This is a genomic window from Flavobacterium sp. 316 (genome assembly GCF_000967805.1).
GTDB lineage: Bacteria > Bacteroidota > Bacteroidia > Flavobacteriales > Flavobacteriaceae > Flavobacterium > Flavobacterium sediminilitoris.
This window is the reverse complement of the sequence record NZ_JYGZ01000001.1, coordinates 85,701-102,360: the sequence shown is the minus strand read 5'-3', so window position 1 is coordinate 102,360 and position 16,660 is coordinate 85,701. Positions and strand designations below refer to the sequence as shown.

General features: G+C 29.1%; 14 protein-coding genes. 6 read left to right on the top strand and 8 right to left on the bottom strand.

Annotated features, from left to right (window positions below; all coding sequences use genetic code 11):
* Positions 1–147 precede the first annotated feature (147 nt).
* The 5 genes from SY27_RS00465 to SY27_RS00445 all read right to left on the bottom strand — a co-directional run bounded on the left by SY27_RS00465 (position 148) and on the right by SY27_RS00445 (position 4,295).
* Entirely contained in the window at positions 148–1,824 is a 1,677-nt protein-coding gene (locus SY27_RS00465; RefSeq protein ID WP_045966418.1) for a CocE/NonD family hydrolase, read from the bottom strand.
* Between the two features lie 179 nt (positions 1,825–2,003).
* A complete protein-coding gene (locus SY27_RS00460; protein ID WP_045966416.1) occupies positions 2,004–2,549 on the bottom strand; it encodes a DinB family protein in 546 nt (181 codons plus the stop codon).
* A gap of 57 nt (positions 2,550–2,606) precedes the next feature.
* The gene (locus tag SY27_RS00455; protein ID WP_045966415.1) at positions 2,607–3,113 is read right to left on the bottom strand and encodes a Crp/Fnr family transcriptional regulator; all 507 of its coding nucleotides are present in this window, start codon (positions 3,111–3,113) and stop codon (positions 2,607–2,609) included.
* A gap of 208 nt (positions 3,114–3,321) precedes the next feature.
* Complete coding sequence (locus SY27_RS00450; protein ID WP_045966414.1) at positions 3,322–3,669, bottom strand: hypothetical protein; 348 nt, start codon at positions 3,667–3,669, stop codon at positions 3,322–3,324.
* Between the two features lie 107 nt (positions 3,670–3,776).
* Positions 3,777–4,295: a GNAT family N-acetyltransferase gene (locus tag SY27_RS00445; RefSeq protein ID WP_045966412.1), complete on the bottom strand. Its 519-nt coding sequence runs from the start codon at positions 4,293–4,295 to the stop codon at positions 3,777–3,779.
* A gap of 354 nt (positions 4,296–4,649) precedes the next feature.
* Here SY27_RS00445 and SY27_RS00440 point away from each other — a divergent pair, with 354 nt between their 5' ends.
* The 4 genes from SY27_RS00440 (at position 4,650) to SY27_RS00420 (ending at position 10,788) form a co-directional block, all read left to right on the top strand.
* On the top strand, positions 4,650–5,060 hold the full coding sequence (locus tag SY27_RS00440) for a hypothetical protein (RefSeq protein ID WP_045966410.1): 411 nt from the start codon (positions 4,650–4,652) through the stop codon (positions 5,058–5,060).
* A 278-nt stretch (positions 5,061–5,338) separates the two neighbouring features.
* Positions 5,339–6,982, top strand: coding sequence for an acyl-CoA carboxylase subunit beta (locus SY27_RS00435; protein ID WP_045966408.1), 1,644 nt, complete (start codon positions 5,339–5,341; stop codon positions 6,980–6,982).
* Positions 6,983–7,549: 567 nt separating this feature from the next.
* Complete coding sequence (locus SY27_RS00425) at positions 7,550–9,121, top strand: S41 family peptidase (RefSeq protein WP_045966405.1); 1,572 nt, start codon at positions 7,550–7,552, stop codon at positions 9,119–9,121.
* Positions 9,118–10,788, top strand: coding sequence for an RluA family pseudouridine synthase (locus SY27_RS00420; protein ID WP_045966403.1), 1,671 nt, complete (start codon positions 9,118–9,120; stop codon positions 10,786–10,788). The genes SY27_RS00425 and SY27_RS00420 overlap by 4 nt, the downstream gene beginning before the upstream one ends.
* Before the next feature lie 64 nt (positions 10,789–10,852).
* Here the strand turns inward: SY27_RS00420 and SY27_RS00415 are convergent, their stop codons facing one another.
* Positions 10,853–11,239 carry a GreA/GreB family elongation factor gene (locus tag SY27_RS00415; RefSeq protein ID WP_045967416.1) on the bottom strand — a complete coding sequence of 129 codons (387 nt, stop codon included), beginning with the start codon at positions 11,237–11,239 and terminating at the stop codon, positions 10,853–10,855.
* Between the two features lie 449 nt (positions 11,240–11,688).
* Between SY27_RS00415 and SY27_RS00410 the strand changes: the two genes are divergently transcribed.
* Positions 11,689–12,954, top strand: coding sequence for a hypothetical protein (locus SY27_RS00410; RefSeq protein ID WP_045966400.1), 1,266 nt, complete (start codon positions 11,689–11,691; stop codon positions 12,952–12,954).
* A gap of 47 nt (positions 12,955–13,001) precedes the next feature.
* Entirely contained in the window at positions 13,002–14,621 is a 1,620-nt protein-coding gene (locus tag SY27_RS00405; RefSeq protein ID WP_045966398.1) for a M1 family metallopeptidase, read from the top strand.
* 14 nt (positions 14,622–14,635) lie between these two features.
* On the opposite strand, the gene SY27_RS00400 is transcribed toward SY27_RS00405, so the two are convergent.
* Both SY27_RS00400 and SY27_RS00395 read right to left on the bottom strand, forming a co-directional pair.
* Positions 14,636–15,691, bottom strand: coding sequence for an AMP-binding protein (locus SY27_RS00400; protein ID WP_045966397.1), 1,056 nt, complete (start codon positions 15,689–15,691; stop codon positions 14,636–14,638).
* A 15-nt stretch (positions 15,692–15,706) separates the two neighbouring features.
* Positions 15,707–16,612: a CPBP family intramembrane glutamic endopeptidase gene (locus SY27_RS00395; RefSeq protein WP_045966395.1), complete on the bottom strand. Its 906-nt coding sequence runs from the start codon at positions 16,610–16,612 to the stop codon at positions 15,707–15,709.
* Positions 16,613–16,660 lie beyond the last annotated feature (48 nt).

The window sequence follows — 16,660 nt, the reverse complement described above, 5'->3', positions numbered from 1 at the left end:
TTTATAGGTCATAGGATGTAAGTTGGAAAAATTATTCCAACCAGTACAGCTAAAAAAACGGTGAAATTCATATTATTTTTTTGAATTTTATCTTACTCATTAATATTTTTGAAAATGCAGATTTAGAACTGGGTTTTATTTTTCTGATTAATCTTTCCATACAGGAATTTTAATATAACTATCATTGTGCCACTGTATTTCTAGTGGTTTTCCTGCGTCATTAATTGTTTCTTCTGATACAGGTTTACCTGAGCCATAATTGATTATTTCAAAAGGATGTTTATTGATGTTGAGTAAAATTACAAGTTGGCTTCCTTTATTTATTTTCTTACTCACGAAACGGGTATTATCAAATGGTATTTTTTCTTTCTTGTTTGGTCTTAATAACTGCCTTTTAGTATTATCTTTTGCAAAACTTGCTCTACCGACGTATCTTGTAAGGAAAAAGTATTTCCCATCTGGCATTAGTTCATATAATGCCATTGAAACGTCCATATCTCTTTTATTTATAGTAGCCCAAAGATTACCTGAAAATGAGCCATTAATCGTGACGTCATTTTGAAAAGTTTCTGTTGTGAAAACCAACCCATTGCTTACATCGAGGGTATCAAAAATAATGCTTGGCGTATAATAATTATTTTGATTTTCTCTGTCTTTGAAATCTATTGTTTGTTTTTGAAATCCTTTTTTCTTTGGCTTAGATGAAATTAGATTAGTTTTATCAAGGTAAAAAGTCAAAGTATCATTGTTAATTTTTTCAAGTTTTGAGCTATGTTTCCATTCGTTTGTTCCCATAACTTGATAATTCACTTTATCTTTCAACAGTTCAGGTTTTGGTTTGCCTTTTAGTACATAGTCAAGCCAATCGTAGGCTAAGTTCATCATATTAACATTAGCCACACTGTCAATTTCATAACCCATTAAGTTTTTTGCTGGTCTACGTTGTCCTCCCCAATGATCATAAGGTCCTATTACAAAGTAATGATTAGCATTTTTATTATGTTTAGTATGTAGTTTGAAATACTGAATGGCACCGATTTGTGAACCGTCATAGTACCCTGTTGTTGATAATACAGGGATATTTATTTTAGCATATTCTGAAGGAGTTGGCACCATTGATTGCCAATAATTGTCATAAGCGGGATGCTTAAGCCATTTTTGAAATATAGGATTAGGTTGTCCGCCCAAAGTATCTAAACTTTTAAAAGAAGCTCCAGAATTGAACCAATCAAAAACCAGATCTCTACTGTATGGTTTATTCTTGTAAATGTTGTCGTTTGCCCAACCTAAAATTCCTCCAAAAGGGACATTGTTTTCCATTGGTGCATCATATCCAGGCATTACTGCAACTTGTGGAACAATTGTTTTCAGTGCAGGGTGTAGTTTTTTAGCAGTAGCCCATTGTGAAAAACCGGTATAGCTTCCGCCAAACATTCCTACACTGCCATTGCACCACGATTGTTTGCTTATCCAGTCGATAATGTCGTAAATGTCAGTTCCTTCATGTTCATATGGAGCATAATCTTTCAGATTCGTCCGAATGCCTCTAGCATAAGCTACAATGCCTACATAGTCTTTGTCGGCCGAACGTTTTCCGAAAATATTATCTCCTGCTCCTTGATGATAAGTTGTATAAAACAAAATTGCGGGTAGTGGTTTTTTATTTGTCTTTTTACGAACGACTACTGCAGAAATATCTATACCGCTTTTTGTTGGAATTAAAACACTGTCTTGAATTACGTATATAGAGTCGTTTGATTTAAGTTGTTGTGCAAAAGTTGTTGTATAAAACAACAAACTAAACATTGTGATTATAATTCTCATAACTAAAATAATTTGTTATCTGTTGTTGTATTTGTTGGTCTTATTTGTAACTAGTTACAGTTTTATTCATTTTTGTTTGTGTAAAAGACATAAGTTGCTTTTGCAATATCTGCTATAATTTTATCATTACTATCAAAACATTCAGTATGTTGTGATTTAAGCGATTGTTCTAGCATAGGCTATAACATTGCTGTTTGTATTCTTTCAATTTGGTTGAGATGCCTGATTATGTGATTGACAAAAAATTGAAAAGTGTCTCCCAATTTTAGTTTGATTAGACTTGAGATGGAAGTTTGAATTTTCACCTTGTTCAGACTTACATTTCTTGATTGATTAAGTAAATCCAACAACTTGATTTGCTGTTTAATAAATTGGTCGATAACCGTTTTGTCTAGGTTAGCGTTTAATGGATTTTTATCTTTAAAGGTTTTCATTTTGTTTAGTTTTTCTTTAGGCAACATACTTTTTGCAAAGTAATTTCCTAAAATTCCACTTTTAAATTCAAATTCTGTTTTAGTGGTTGAATTTTTTATTTTGTTTTCTATTTGTGGTAAATAAAAATCGCCATATAAGTTCAAATGCTCTAAACATTCTAAAATACTCCAGGAATTTTCATTTTCTTTCCACGTTAAAATTTGTAAATCATAGTTTTTTAATTTTTCGGTTTGATTTATAATTTGTCTTGTCTGCTCTAAAAGCGATTCTATTAAATTTTTGGATTGCATAATTTTTGATTTTTAAGCAAAGTTCTAAAAAGTATTTTCCATAAATCTTGATTGAAATCAAGATTTTTTTAGCCTGGACAAGGTTTCAGCACTCATTCTTAAATAATTAGCAATATGTTTGTTTGGAATTTCTTGAAAAAGTTGTGGGCTTCGCTTTAAAACTCTTTTATATCGTTCTTTTGGTGAGTTTGTTAAAATATCTATTTCTCGTTCCATTTGTTGAAGAACTAAATCTTCCAAAATTCGCATCCATAAATTTCTATTATTTTCTGTTTCTAAGAATTTTTGAATTTGCTGTTTGGTTACTACTTTTATAATGGTCTTTTTAATAGCTTGAATAAATAAATTGGAAGGTTTACCTGTGAGAAAAGAGTCTAAAGCAACGATTAAATTTTCTTTATATCCAAATCGAATAGTTTGTTCTTCATAATCGTCTAACACAAAAATTCTTAAGCTTCCGCTTTCTACATAATATATATTTGTATCAATACTACCTTTTACTTTCAGAAATTTGTTTCTGTCAAGGGTTATTGTCTTGTCTGAAAGCTCAACGATTTCTTTCATTTCTATCTGGATATGAGTTTTAGCATGCTTGTAATCAATATAGTCATTTGTAAAAAAACGTTCTTTTTAACTTGACGGTCAATACATTGACACTTGTCACAGTTGCGTAAATTTATAATAAAAGATTACAAGTACAAAACTCCTCATGGAATTTTCGGAGACTCGAGCACTACGTGCGAACTGGCCTAGCAATTGTAACAAACGGCTATTACTCAATGTTTTTTAATCCGATCTTGTTTTCAATCCAATCGTGGAAGTATATAATGATTCCAATTATGAAATGAAAACCAATTAATATTTGTCCTAATAATTCGGTTGACCCTTTCGAATACAAACCAAACAGACTAGAAACAATGTGATAAGTTGTTAATAAAAATAATGCAACGTTAGATTTCCGTGTTAAAATCATTGTAATCAGAATCAATTGAATAGTTAGACGAACAATTTGAGACGGAATTCTTTCACTACCAACTTTATTATAAACCAAAACCATTAAAATCAGTTCGACTATTAAAGTCAGAATTATTGCTGAAATCAAAACCATTCTTTCTTTCATTGAGTTTTATTTTTTATTCTCAAAGTTTTCATAATCTTTAAATCCAATTGATTTTAAATCTAAATCACGAAGCATTAGCGCTTCTACTAAAGAAGAGGGAGTTTATTTTAAGTCGTTTTTGTTAAAACTTTTTCATACGCTCTTCTTGGGCTTCCTCTAAAATGCACTTCTCCACAATATACATAGCCTGATTTTTCAAAAATGGCAATCATGGCATTATTATCAAAGTTGGTATCGGCTTTTATACTGTAGATATTGTTTTCTACTGCAAATGTTTCTATGTGATTCATCATTATTTTGGCTAAGCCTTTGCCCAAATGATTTTTAGAAATGGCTACTCGGTGAAACACTATAAAATCAGTATTTGTTAACCACTTCCCTATTATTTTTTCATATTCGGGTTCGTCATTTAGTAATATTGCGGTGTAGCCAACGATTGTTTCATTATCTGTCAATATAAAACCAACTCCTTTTTCTATATCTTTTTGAATAACTTCTGGGTTTGGGTAACCATCTTGCCATTGGTTACTGCCCTCTTGTTTTCTTTTTTGTATGGCTTGCTGTAAAATTTCCCATATTTGAGGAATTTCGACAAGTGTTGCTCTTCTAAATTGATATTGATTCATCTTAACTAATTCTATTTTAAATCCAATTTTTCTTATGTTTCAAGGAAAGAATAAGGTTTCTGGCTTGTTATTTTTGTAAATAAATCATAAAAATACATTCTTTTTATAAATTTTTAACTTAATTGAGAAACAAATAAAAAACAATTATTTAACTAAATTTAAATAGTTTTTACACTTCTTGACTCTTTATTTTAAAACATTATTACTCATTGCTTTCTCTTTTTTATTATTCTTCGTTTTTTATTTTTATATATTATTCTATTTATTTTAAAATCAGCTCTTTCAATGCTTCTTTTTTATTAAAAAGGATTAATTTTGCCCTCCGAAATTCTGATATTAACTAAAATTTAACCCATGAAAAAAAATTATCTTTTATTCTTTACGCTATTTCTTATTGGTTGTAATCTTTATTCGCAAGAAATAATTTTAAAGAGAGGAAAAGTATTAGCCGATAGCAAAAGTGTTTTTAATTTTGATAAAAGAAAGTTAGGAAGTGAGATTTCTCTTTTTAAATTGGATACTACCATAGAAGTTATATTCATTGAAATAAATAATAATAATACTATTTCATTTTTAAATGATGATTATATAAGAATTGTATTTCCAAAAAATGAGGTTACGATTGAATCTACATTGCTTATTAATAAAAATTTTAAGGAAATTATTGAATTGCTTTTCATTAATAAAGTAATTGATTTAGATGGAAATATTGATCCAGAGCATTTAGCTTCGTTTTCAAGATCGCACAATAATAGAAAAGTATAAATACAAAATTAAGGTTACTTAATTCATTTGAAAAAGCACTCTATAATTAATATTATAAGGTGCTTTTTCTTTTTTTATATTTTGCGATACTCATTCTTCTGAATGTTTTTTTACTTATTTCTCAAATATTTTTTGATTTCTTTTTCAAAAGTAAAAACATAATTTATTCTTATGTTAAAGTTTGAAATTGTCTTTGATTTTGACATTGATTTTTGATTTTACTTTTTGTACTTTAGCGAACCAATTAAAGAAAACAACTATAAAACCATAAACTATTCATGGATTTACAATTCAACAAAAACGAAGATCACAATAAATTACTCCTTTCTGATTTAAAACAACGTTTCGCACAGGTAAAACTAGGTGGTGGACAAAAACGCATTGATAAACTTCATACTGAAGGAAAAATGACGGCACGTGAACGTATTGATTATTTATTAGATGAAAAGGCAAAGAGTATTGAGATTGGAGCTTTTGTAGGTGATGGTATGTATGAAGAGCATGGTGGTTGTCCATCTGGTGGTGTAGTAGTAAAAATAGGCTACATACAAGGCAAGCAATGCATTGTAGTGGCAAATGATGCTACAGTAAAAGCAGGTGCTTGGTTTCCTATTACGGGGAAAAAGAATTTAAGAGCACAAGAAATTGCTATTGAAAACAGATTGCCTATTATTTATTTAGTGGATTCTGCTGGTGTATATTTACCTATGCAAGATGAAATTTTTCCAGACAAAGAACATTTTGGGCGTATTTTTCGTAACAATGCGGTAATGAGTAGTATGGGAATTACGCAAATTGCAGCCGTAATGGGAAGTTGTGTTGCTGGTGGTGCTTATTTACCTATTATGAGTGATGAAGCTCTAATTGTGGATAAAACAGGTAGTATTTTCCTTGCAGGAAGCTATTTAGTGAAAGCAGCAATTGGCGAAAGTATTGACAATGAAACTCTTGGTGGAGCAACAACTCATTGTGAAATTTCAGGAGTTACCGATTTTAAGGCAAAAGATGATAAGGATGCTTTAGATAGAATTAAAAGTATTGTGGGAAAAATAGGTGATTTTGACAAAGCAGGATACAATCGTGTAAAAACACAAAAACCGGCTTTAGAGCCTAAAGAGATTTATGGAATTCTTCCGAAAGCTCGAAACGAACAATATGATATGATGGACATTATCAATCGTTTAGTTGATAATTCTGAATTTGATGAATACAAAGCAGGTTATGGTCAAACTATTATTACGGGTTATGCTCGCATTGATGGTTGGGCTGTAGGAATTGTGGCTAACCAACGTAAAATTGTAAAAACTACAAGTGCTAAAACAAAACCAAGTGAAATGCAATTTGGTGGTGTTATTTATTCAGATTCTGCTGATAAAGCTACTCGTTTTATTGCTAATTGTAATCAGAAAAAAATTCCATTAGTTTTTTTACAAGATGTTACTGGGTTTATGGTCGGTAGTAAATCTGAACATGGGGGAATTATTAAAGATGGTGCCAAAATGGTAAATGCCGTTTCAAATTCGGTAGTACCAAAGTTTACTGTAATTGTTGGAAATTCTTATGGAGCAGGAAATTATGCTATGTGTGGAAAAGCTTATGATCCAAGGTTAATTTTTGCATGGCCTAGTGCAGAACTAGCTGTTATGGGTGGTGCTCAGGCTGCAAAAGTATTAATGCAAATTGAAGCTGCTTCTTTAAAAAAGCAAGGTAAAACAGTCGACGAAAAAGTAGAACAAGAATTGTTTGACAAAATAAAAGCTCGTTATGATGCTCAAGTTTCTCCTTATTACGCAGCGGCTCGCTTGTGGACAGATGCTGTAATTGATCCTTTAGATACTAGAACTTGGATTTCTATGGGAATTGAAGCTGCTAATCATGCGCCTATTGAAAAGCCATTTAATCTAGGTGTTATTCAAGTATAAATGATACATGAATACATATCACTTTATTTTAAAATTTAATAGTAGAGTTATTTTATTTGGGTGTTTTTTTATCTTTTTTCTAGTACATGGAGGAAAGAGATTGTTTATTGCAACACAAACTAAAATTTTTAATGAACTTGAGAAGATTACAGAATCCGATATTCAAATTTTTCATTTAAATATATTCATTACAATAGGCTCTATTTTAATACTTTCTAATTTACTTCTGATTGTATTTGAATATAAAAAAACAACTAAGTTTTGGAATAGTTTTTTGTCGTTTTTTATTGTATTTATGTTTTATACTTTTAGTACTGTTTTTTCATCTGGATTAGTAAATTCTTATCTTAATATACTTGCTAGTTTCTTAACGGAAAATAAAAATATTGAATACTTAATTAATGGTATTATTTTAATACTGATTAGTTTATTTTTTCTTCATAAGACGATTAGAAGCTACAATAATATTGTTATTTAATTCGCTTATTTGTTAATTAAAACTCAAAAATTATGTGTTTCCTAAAAAATCTTATAATTTCGGCTTTATAGAACTTTAATTCCTGTTTTATGAGAAAAATAATACTATTAGCCTTAGGATTATTATTGATACAATGTACATCTGTTAAGAAACACAATGAAACTTTATATAAAGAAATAAAGGTAAAACAATTACACAAAGATGTTGATTATGCCTATAAAAAGTTGCAAAAAATGCAACCTAAATTGTATCAATATATTAGTAAAGAAAAACTGGATTATAAGTTTGATAGTTTAAAGGCATCTATTACAAAACCTCTTACAAGCTATGATTTTTTTACAAAATTGAGTCCCGTTGTTTCAGAAGTGAGACAAGGTCATTTATTTACTTATCCAAAACTGAAACGCTATTCTAAAAAAGAACAGAAGAATCTTAAAAAACAAATTAGTTCTTTTAGTCAGTTTGAATTTGAAATTTTTGATAACAAATTATATGTTGTAGAAAATAAATCTAAAATAGACTCTATAAAAATAGGTGATGAATTGACTCAAATAAATAATGAGCCCGTACAAAATCTTATAAATGATGCTAAAACGTGGATTACTTCGGATGGCTATAATACTACTTTTCAAGATAAATTTATTGCGCAACGTTTAGGTACTTTTTTCACCTTTAAATATCAAATACAAGATAGTGTTGCTTTTCAATTTAATAATGATAAATCTTTCTGGATAAAAAGGATTAACAAAGACACTGTTTCTGATAAAACGAGTAAGAAGAAAAACGAAAAATTCACTAAAGTTCAAAGAGATAGCCTCATAAAGGTAAATAGACGATTAAGTAAATTAGGCTATAACAAAGACACTAAAAAATACAATAGAGAATTAACATTTACAGCAAAAGACAGTTGTACTGCTATTATGAAAATTAAAAGTTTCACAATAGGTAATTATAATAGTTTTTATAAAGAAAATTTTGATCTTTTAAAGAAAACAGGAACTAAAAATTTAATTATTGATATTAGAAATAATTTTGGTGGTAGAATTGACGAAATTAGTAGCTTATATAGCTATTTAGCTCCTGACTCTACATATACTTTTGTAAATGAATCTGAAGTTACCCGAAAAACAAGTCTATTGCAAACAGATTATTTCAAGGGTTCAAAACCAGTTTCTTTTATAGTTAAAGGGATTCTTTCTCCTTTCTTTTATAGTTATATGTTTTTCAAAGTACATAAAAAAGAAGATGGAAATTATTACTTTAATTCAAATGCAAAAGAAAAAAAATCAAGCGATTTAAGATTTAATGGGAATGTTTATGTATTAATAAATGGAGGTAGTTTCTCTGCATCTAGTATTTTGTCTACTAAGCTAAAAGCAAATAAAAGAGCTATCTTTGTAGGTGAAGAAACTGGTGGAGAATATAATGGAACTGTTGCTGGGTTTATGCCACAAATAACGCTGCCTAACTCTAAAGTAAAAATGCGTATTGGTTTAATGTATGTTAATGCTCAAGAAAAAACAGATGTAATAGGTCATGGTATTTATCCTGATGTAACAATAATACCATCATTAAATGATAGGTTAAATAACAATGACCCAGAGTTAAATTATATACTAGAAGACATCAAAAACAAATCAAAATTAGAATTAGAAGAATGATACTTCCTCCCCATTTCATACCATTTCCAACTCAGATAGATAGTAACGATTTACCTAAAAAATTCACTTTCCCTTTTTATTATGAACCACATGCTTTAAGTGTTATTGCAGCGAAAGAGTTGCAAAATTATTTAGAAACGCAAACTAATTTCCAACATAATTTTGGATTAGATAAAAATCAAGATGGATTAGTTATTGGTAAAATGTTTGGTGTTTTAGTTTGCCAAAACGAAAGTAAAAAACTGGGCTATTTATGGGCTTTTTCAGGAAAATTAGCTGAGAACAATCATCATGATTATTTTGTTCCTCCTGTTTTTGATATGTTACAACATGATGGCTTCTTCAAAAGAGAAGAGGAAGTTTTAAATGCTATTAATAGAAAAATTGAAGTATTAGAAAAAACGCCTAAATATATTGTAACAAAAAAGAAAGTCATTGCAACTAAGGAGAAAGCTTTAGAAGATATTTCAAATCAAAAAGAAAGGATTAAAAGATTAAAAACACTTAGAGATGAACGAAGAATTGAAGGAGAGAAAAATCTTGATTTTGAAAACTTTAAAATACTTCAAAAAGAACTAAGTAACGAAAGTAAAGAAGAAAGTATTCTGTTAAAAAAAATGACTAAATACTGGAATTATCAAACTGAAAATATAGAAAATGAACTTGCAAAGTTTACTTCAAAGATTAACAGTTTAAAAGAACTTAGAAAACAAAAATCAGGAGAATTACAACAACAATTATTTGATAGTTATTCTTTTTTTAATCAGGCAAAAGAACTAAAAAGTGTAGGTGAAATTTTTAATAATAATCCACCTGCTGGTGCTGGAGAATGTGCTGCACCAAAATTACTTCATTATGCTTTTCATCATAACTTGAGGCCTATAAGTATGGCCGAATTTTGGTGGGGACAGTCGCCTAAATCAGAAGTTAGAAAACATAAGCAATTTTATCCTGCTTGTAGAAGTAAATGTGAACCCATCTTAGCTCACATGCTTAAAGATATTCCTTTGGAAGATAATCCGTTTTTAGAAAATCCCGCAGAAGGAAAAGATATCTCGGTTGTTTTTGAAGATGATTTTTTAGCTGTTATAAATAAGCCTGCTGAATTTTTATCTGTTCCTGGGAAAAATGTAAGTGATTCTGTTTATCAACGGGTAAAAGATTTATATCCAAGTGCAACCGGACCATTAATCGTACATCGTTTAGATATGTCTACTTCTGGATTACTCTTAATTGCTAAATCGGAAGATATTTATAAAGATTTACAATCTCAATTTATTAAACGAACAATTAAAAAACGCTATGTAGCCATTTTAGAAAATATTGTTTCAAATGATGAAGGTTTTATTGATTTACCTTTACGAGTAGATTTAGACAATCGTCCAAATCAATTAGTTTGTTATGAGCATGGAAAACAAGCCCGAACTGAATATAAAGTAATCGAAAGAAAAGACGGAAAAACACGTATTCACTTCTTCCCTATTTCTGGTAGAACACATCAATTGAGAGTTCATGCATCCCATTCGTTAGGACTAAATTCTCCTATTGTTGGTGATGATTTATATGGAACTAAAGCTAATAGATTGCACCTTCATGCAGAAGAAATCACATTTAACCATCCTATTTTAAAAGAAAGGATGACAATAATAGCAAATGCTGAATTTTAAAAAAGTGAGTTTCGGATAATTGAAACCCACTTTTTTACTTAACTAAAATTATATTTTGGCTCTATTACTGCTTGTTCTGAAATTTTTCTACATTAACAATTTCAATGTTTTTTTCTCCTGTTCCAAAATCCCATTTTATTTGATCTCCTGTTTTATTTCCAACTAAAGCTAATCCTACTTCACCTACAATTGACTCCGTATTATTTCTTCTTTTAGCTTTTGAGGGAGCTACAAAGGTAAACGTTTGCAATTCATTCGTATTAAGATCTTTAATAGTGACTCTGCAATCAATAGTAACTACATTATCGGGCAATTCTCTGCGTCTAATTTGTTTGGCACGTTTTAATTGTACTATTAATTGATCTTCTACAAATGGTGTTACTTTTTTTCTTCTTAGTAAATCTTTAATTAAGTCATAAATTCCTGTTGTCAATACAATATCTTGATTCATTATTTCTGTTTTTTTTACAAATGCTTTAATAAAACCTAAATAAATACCCAACTAAATTCAAAATTGAATTCAGCACAAAAGCATCAAAAAGCAAATGATTATTATTTATTTTGAGTAAGAAAATAGAATTTTCCCTGCCATGGGCTTGACAGGGATTATTTAATGAAGTCTTTAGAACTTTTTAAAAAAGAATCATCATGCAAATAATTCAAAGTGATAAAACTTCGAACTATACATATGGTAAAAAGATTAAACCGATTCATTTCAAATAAATAATTTCAAATTTAAAGCTATTTTATCCGATTAAAAAATATTTAACAATTCATTATTCTTTAATACCAAAGTAAAGTTGTACTAGTATCCTTTACCTCATAATTAAAATCTTATTTTATTTAAATTATAAAATTTTAAATCCAAACTCTTATATTTAAATTTTGAAAATAAAATATATGAAAACGATATTTAAAAATCTTGTTATTTTCATTTTGAGTCTAACATTTATTAAGTGTTCTTCTCAAAAAGAGAATGTAAATGAAAATTGGGGTGGAGGTATAGATTGTAATTATCCTGGTATTTCTCAAAATTTGAAAGGGCCTATTAAGAGAATAATACAATATAAGGTAATTAACAGAACAGGAAAATATGAAGAAAAAGTATATAAAAAATTTTTTTCATTTAGGGAACATGATCATGATTACATATTAGCTCAAGGAGTTCTTCAATATGATAAAAAGGGATTAATACCTGGAAGTTATGAAATGTATGGTAATGGTGAAAATAATATGGAATATGATTCTTTGGTGCCAAAGTTCTTAAAAAGTATTGATACTACAGTATCACCTTTTCCAGATAATTGGCTTAGAGACACCATAGATATACAGGAAAAATATAATTATAAACCCAAATACAGTTATAAACATTATATGGGTGGGGATTTGTATAAATTGCAATTAAATAGATATAAAATTTATGAATGGGAGGAATTTGATCGAACCGATTTTGATGAATATGTGAATTGGTACATAATAGATGAGAAAGGAGGAAGAATAAAAGAGAATAGATTCTATATGTGTGATTCTGTATACAGGCAAAAATGGGAGAAATTTCCTTTGCAACAAGAGAAAACGAAGTATAAAGATTTAAAAGAAGAAGACTGGGACGAAACAACGTTTTATACATATGATGATAAAGATCGTATAATAGAGTTAACTTTTGAAATGGCTGAGCAAAGTTTAAGATCCCAATCTTTCGATTTTGTGCTTTTGGGTATTTCTAGAGAGCCTAAGGTTAATTTTAAGTACAACGATAACAATAGAGTGACAGAAGAAATAGTAAGTTGTATAGACCCAGAAGATGAAACCAAAAGAATTGCAGTACAAACAAAGAAGTTTACCTATCATCCTACAAAAGGGTATTTAGAAAAGCAAGAAATTTTTATAGATAATAGATTTAAAGATGAATTTTATCAACGTTTTTTAAATGATACAACAATAATAACCTACAACGAACACGAAGATATAACGAGTAAAAAATACAAGCATGAGTTTTTGCCTCCTCCTGGAAAAAGAGGTTTAGTATCCCATAATAATGATAAATATTACAAGTATGAATATGATAAGTATGGTAATTGGACAAAATGCTATATGTACTTAACTAATGATATAAATACACCTACAATAATTGCAACAAGAATTTTTGAATATTATAAAGATTAATTGTAACTCATGTTTACAATTAACAACTTATTATCAAAGCGTACCAAATGAAAAAAACACTTTTACTAAGTATACTTGCACTTAGTTTGCAACAATTATCAGCACAAAACTTTACTCGTAGAGATTCATTACATGGAGGATTACGCTTTGAGCGTAATTGTTTTGATGTGCAGCATTATGATTTGAATATTAAAATTAATCCAGATGAAAGAAGTATTGTTGGATATAATGATATTACTTTTAATGTAGTAGAACCTACTTCAAAAATTCAATTGGATTTATTTGATAATATGCATGTAGATTCTATTGTTTGGAATGATCAAAAACTAAAGTATGAACGTGATTATGATGCTGTTTTTATTAGTTTTCCAAAGGAATTAGCAAAAGATACCAATGATAAAGTGCGTTTTTATTATTCGGGAAAACCGAAAGTAGCAAAAAATGCTCCTTGGGATGGTGGTTTTGTATTTAAAAAAGATAGTAACGATAAGCATTTTGTAGCAGTAGCAGTTCAAGGAACAGGTGCTAGTTTGTGGTATCCTGTGAAAGATTCTCAAACAGACGAACCTAATAATGGTGCAACTATAAAAGTGGCCGTTCCGAACGGATTGATGAATGTTTCAAATGGACGTTTCAAAGGATCTGAAGATTTAAAAAATGGCTACACACGTTGGAATTGGGAAGTAAAAAATCCAATTAACAATTATACCATAACAGTAAATATTGCAGATTATGTTCATATTGAGGACAAAATGGATAATTTAGATTTAGATTATTATGTTTTAAGAGAAAATGAAGAAAAAGCTAAAAATCATTTTGATGCCGATGTTAAACCAATGATGGAATGTTTTCAAGCTAAATTTGGTCGTTATCCTTTTTGGGAAGATGGCTATAAATTAGTAGAAACTCCTTATTTAGGAATGGAACATCAAAGTGCTGTTGCTTATGGTAACAAATATAGAAAAGGATATTTAGGTAGAGATTTATCGGGAACTGGTGAAGGAATGAACTTTGACTTTATTATTATTCACGAAACAGGTCACGAATGGTTTGGTAATAGCGTTACAAGTAAAGATATTGCCGATATGTGGATTCATGAAAGTTTTACTACTTATAGCGAAACCGTATTTGTTGAATGCATGAAAGGATATGATGCTGCCATGAAATATATCAATGGTCAGTCTCAAAATGTGCAAAATGACAAACCTATAATTGGTCAATATGGTGTAAACAATGAAGGAAGTGGTGATATGTATTATAAAGGTGCTTTGCTTTTAAATACATTGCGACACGTAGTAAACAATGATGAAAAATGGTGGGATATTATTTTAAAATATTCAGAAACTTTTAGAAAACAAATTATTGATACTAAAACAGTTGTAGATTTTTTCAATAAAGAAACTGGTCGTAACTTAACTCCTATTTTTGAACAATATCTTCAATATACAACTATTCCAAAACTTGAATTTAAAAAGTATAAAAAGCGTTTTCAATATAGATGGATAACTAATGTCCCTAACTTTGAAATGCCTGTAGATATTATGATTGAAGGTAAAAAAATGAGGTTGGATGCTACTAATGAATGGCAAAAATCAAAAGAAGTAATTCCAAATCTTAATGATATAGAAGTTTTAACAAATCACTTTTTCATTAAAGTGAATCAATAAAAATTTAAAAGGAGCTAATTAGCTCCTTTTTGTTTTTCTAAACTTAATTTCCTGTTTATTTTCCCTGTTTTAGTTTCAACAAACTTTGGGATAAAATAAATAGCTTTGGGTTTTTCAAATTTATCCAATGCATCAAAAAATGAAAGTGGTAATTCTTTTTCTTCTGATTCTATGACTAATATAAGTTTTTGACCTAATTTTTCGTCTTTTTCACTACTAATAAAAAATCGATCTTTTATAGTGTCTTGCAACTTAGCTTCTATTTGTTCTGGAAATAGCTTCACTCCTCCACTATTAACCACATTATCAAATCGACCTAACCATTTGAATTCCTTTTCTGAAATAATTTCAACAATATCATTAGTTATTATTTCTTCTGTAATAATTTTTGGTGCTTCAATTAAAAGACAATTTCGAGCATCTACTTTAACTATTACATTAGGTAATGTTTTAAAATTTTCATCTCCAATTTTTCTAACTGCAATGTGCGTAATTGTTTCAGTCATTCCATATGTTTCATAAGCTTCTACATCTATTTTTTCTATCTTATGAATTAATAGTTTTGATAAAGCAGCTCCACCAATAATTAATTTCTTAATTGTATGTAATTTCTGTAATGAATTTTCAACTTGTAGCGGAACCATTGCTACAAAATCATATTCTTTATTGACTAAAGCTAAAGGATTAGCGTCTACCAATGCAATATCAAGCTCTAATCCTAAAATTATGGCTCTTACAAGCATCATTTTCCCTGCAATATACTTTGCAGATAAACACAGTAAAGCAGAATTTCCTGGTTCTAATTGGAAAAAATCTCCAGTAGCTAATGCTGATTGAATCATGGCTTGTTTTTCAAGCTTAATTATTTTTGGAACTCCTGTTGTTCCTGATGTTTGAACTTCTAAAAATGAACTATCATCTAACCATTCTAATAGAAATTCACCTACATATCTTTCATTTTCATTTCCTTCTTTAATAAAACAATATGCTACTCTGCATAAATCATCATAACTAAAATGATATCCATTGAGTTTAAATCTATTATGTACGTTTTTATGCGTTACCATCATTTTTTATTCTTTCTATTAAATTTCAGCTCCTTTATTGATTTCTAATGGTCCTGTTAGTTTTTCTTTCCAATTTTTCCATTTATAAACTTTTGAAAACAATAATAACAACAAAGGAAAAACAATTAAAACAGGAAATATAATTTCGAATCCAGCAGATGGTTCGGATACATCTTTTAAAATAGAATGTGTTTGAAAAGCAGTCCAATCAGCAGTAACTAAAAGTGCTCCTACTAAATTATTAGCAGCATGAAAACCAAGAGCTAGTTCTAATCCTTCATCCATTATGGTTAAAATTCCTAAAAACAAACCTGTTCCAATATAATAAACCATGATTATTAAACCTATTTTCCCTACTTCTGGATTTGCAATATGCATAAGCCCAAATAATATTGAAGTAATTAATAATGGTACTAATCTACTTTTTGTAACCAATGCTAATCCTTGTAAAAAATTACCTCTAAACAAATATTCTTCAAAACTTGTTTGTAATGGAATTAAAATTATAGCTATTAAAAAAAATATTGCAAATTTTTGAGGATTAAAATTCCATACAAAATCTTCTGGTGTTGAGTAATAGGCTAATAAGGTCATTCCTATAGTAATTAAACTCCATAGTGAAAAAGAAAAAAAGATACGTTTCCAATCTACTTTCGCTCTTGATGTTGTTAAACTTTTTATAGATTGCCCTTGAATAAACTTAACCCAAAACCAAATAGCAAATACTCCTACGGAAAGTGGAGCTATAAGCATTATAAAAGCACCATTAACTCCAACGGAGTTAATCATTTGTTGTAGTAATTCATTAGTATCTACTCCTTCACTTGCCACATAATTTGCTGCTATTAAACCAATAAAGGAAATAGGAAATATAAAATACAAAATAGGATTGGCAGTGAATTTTTTTACTTGTTCTAAGTACATATTTTTATTTTTTTAAATCAGTCAAATTTAAGAGTATTTTGTTACAAA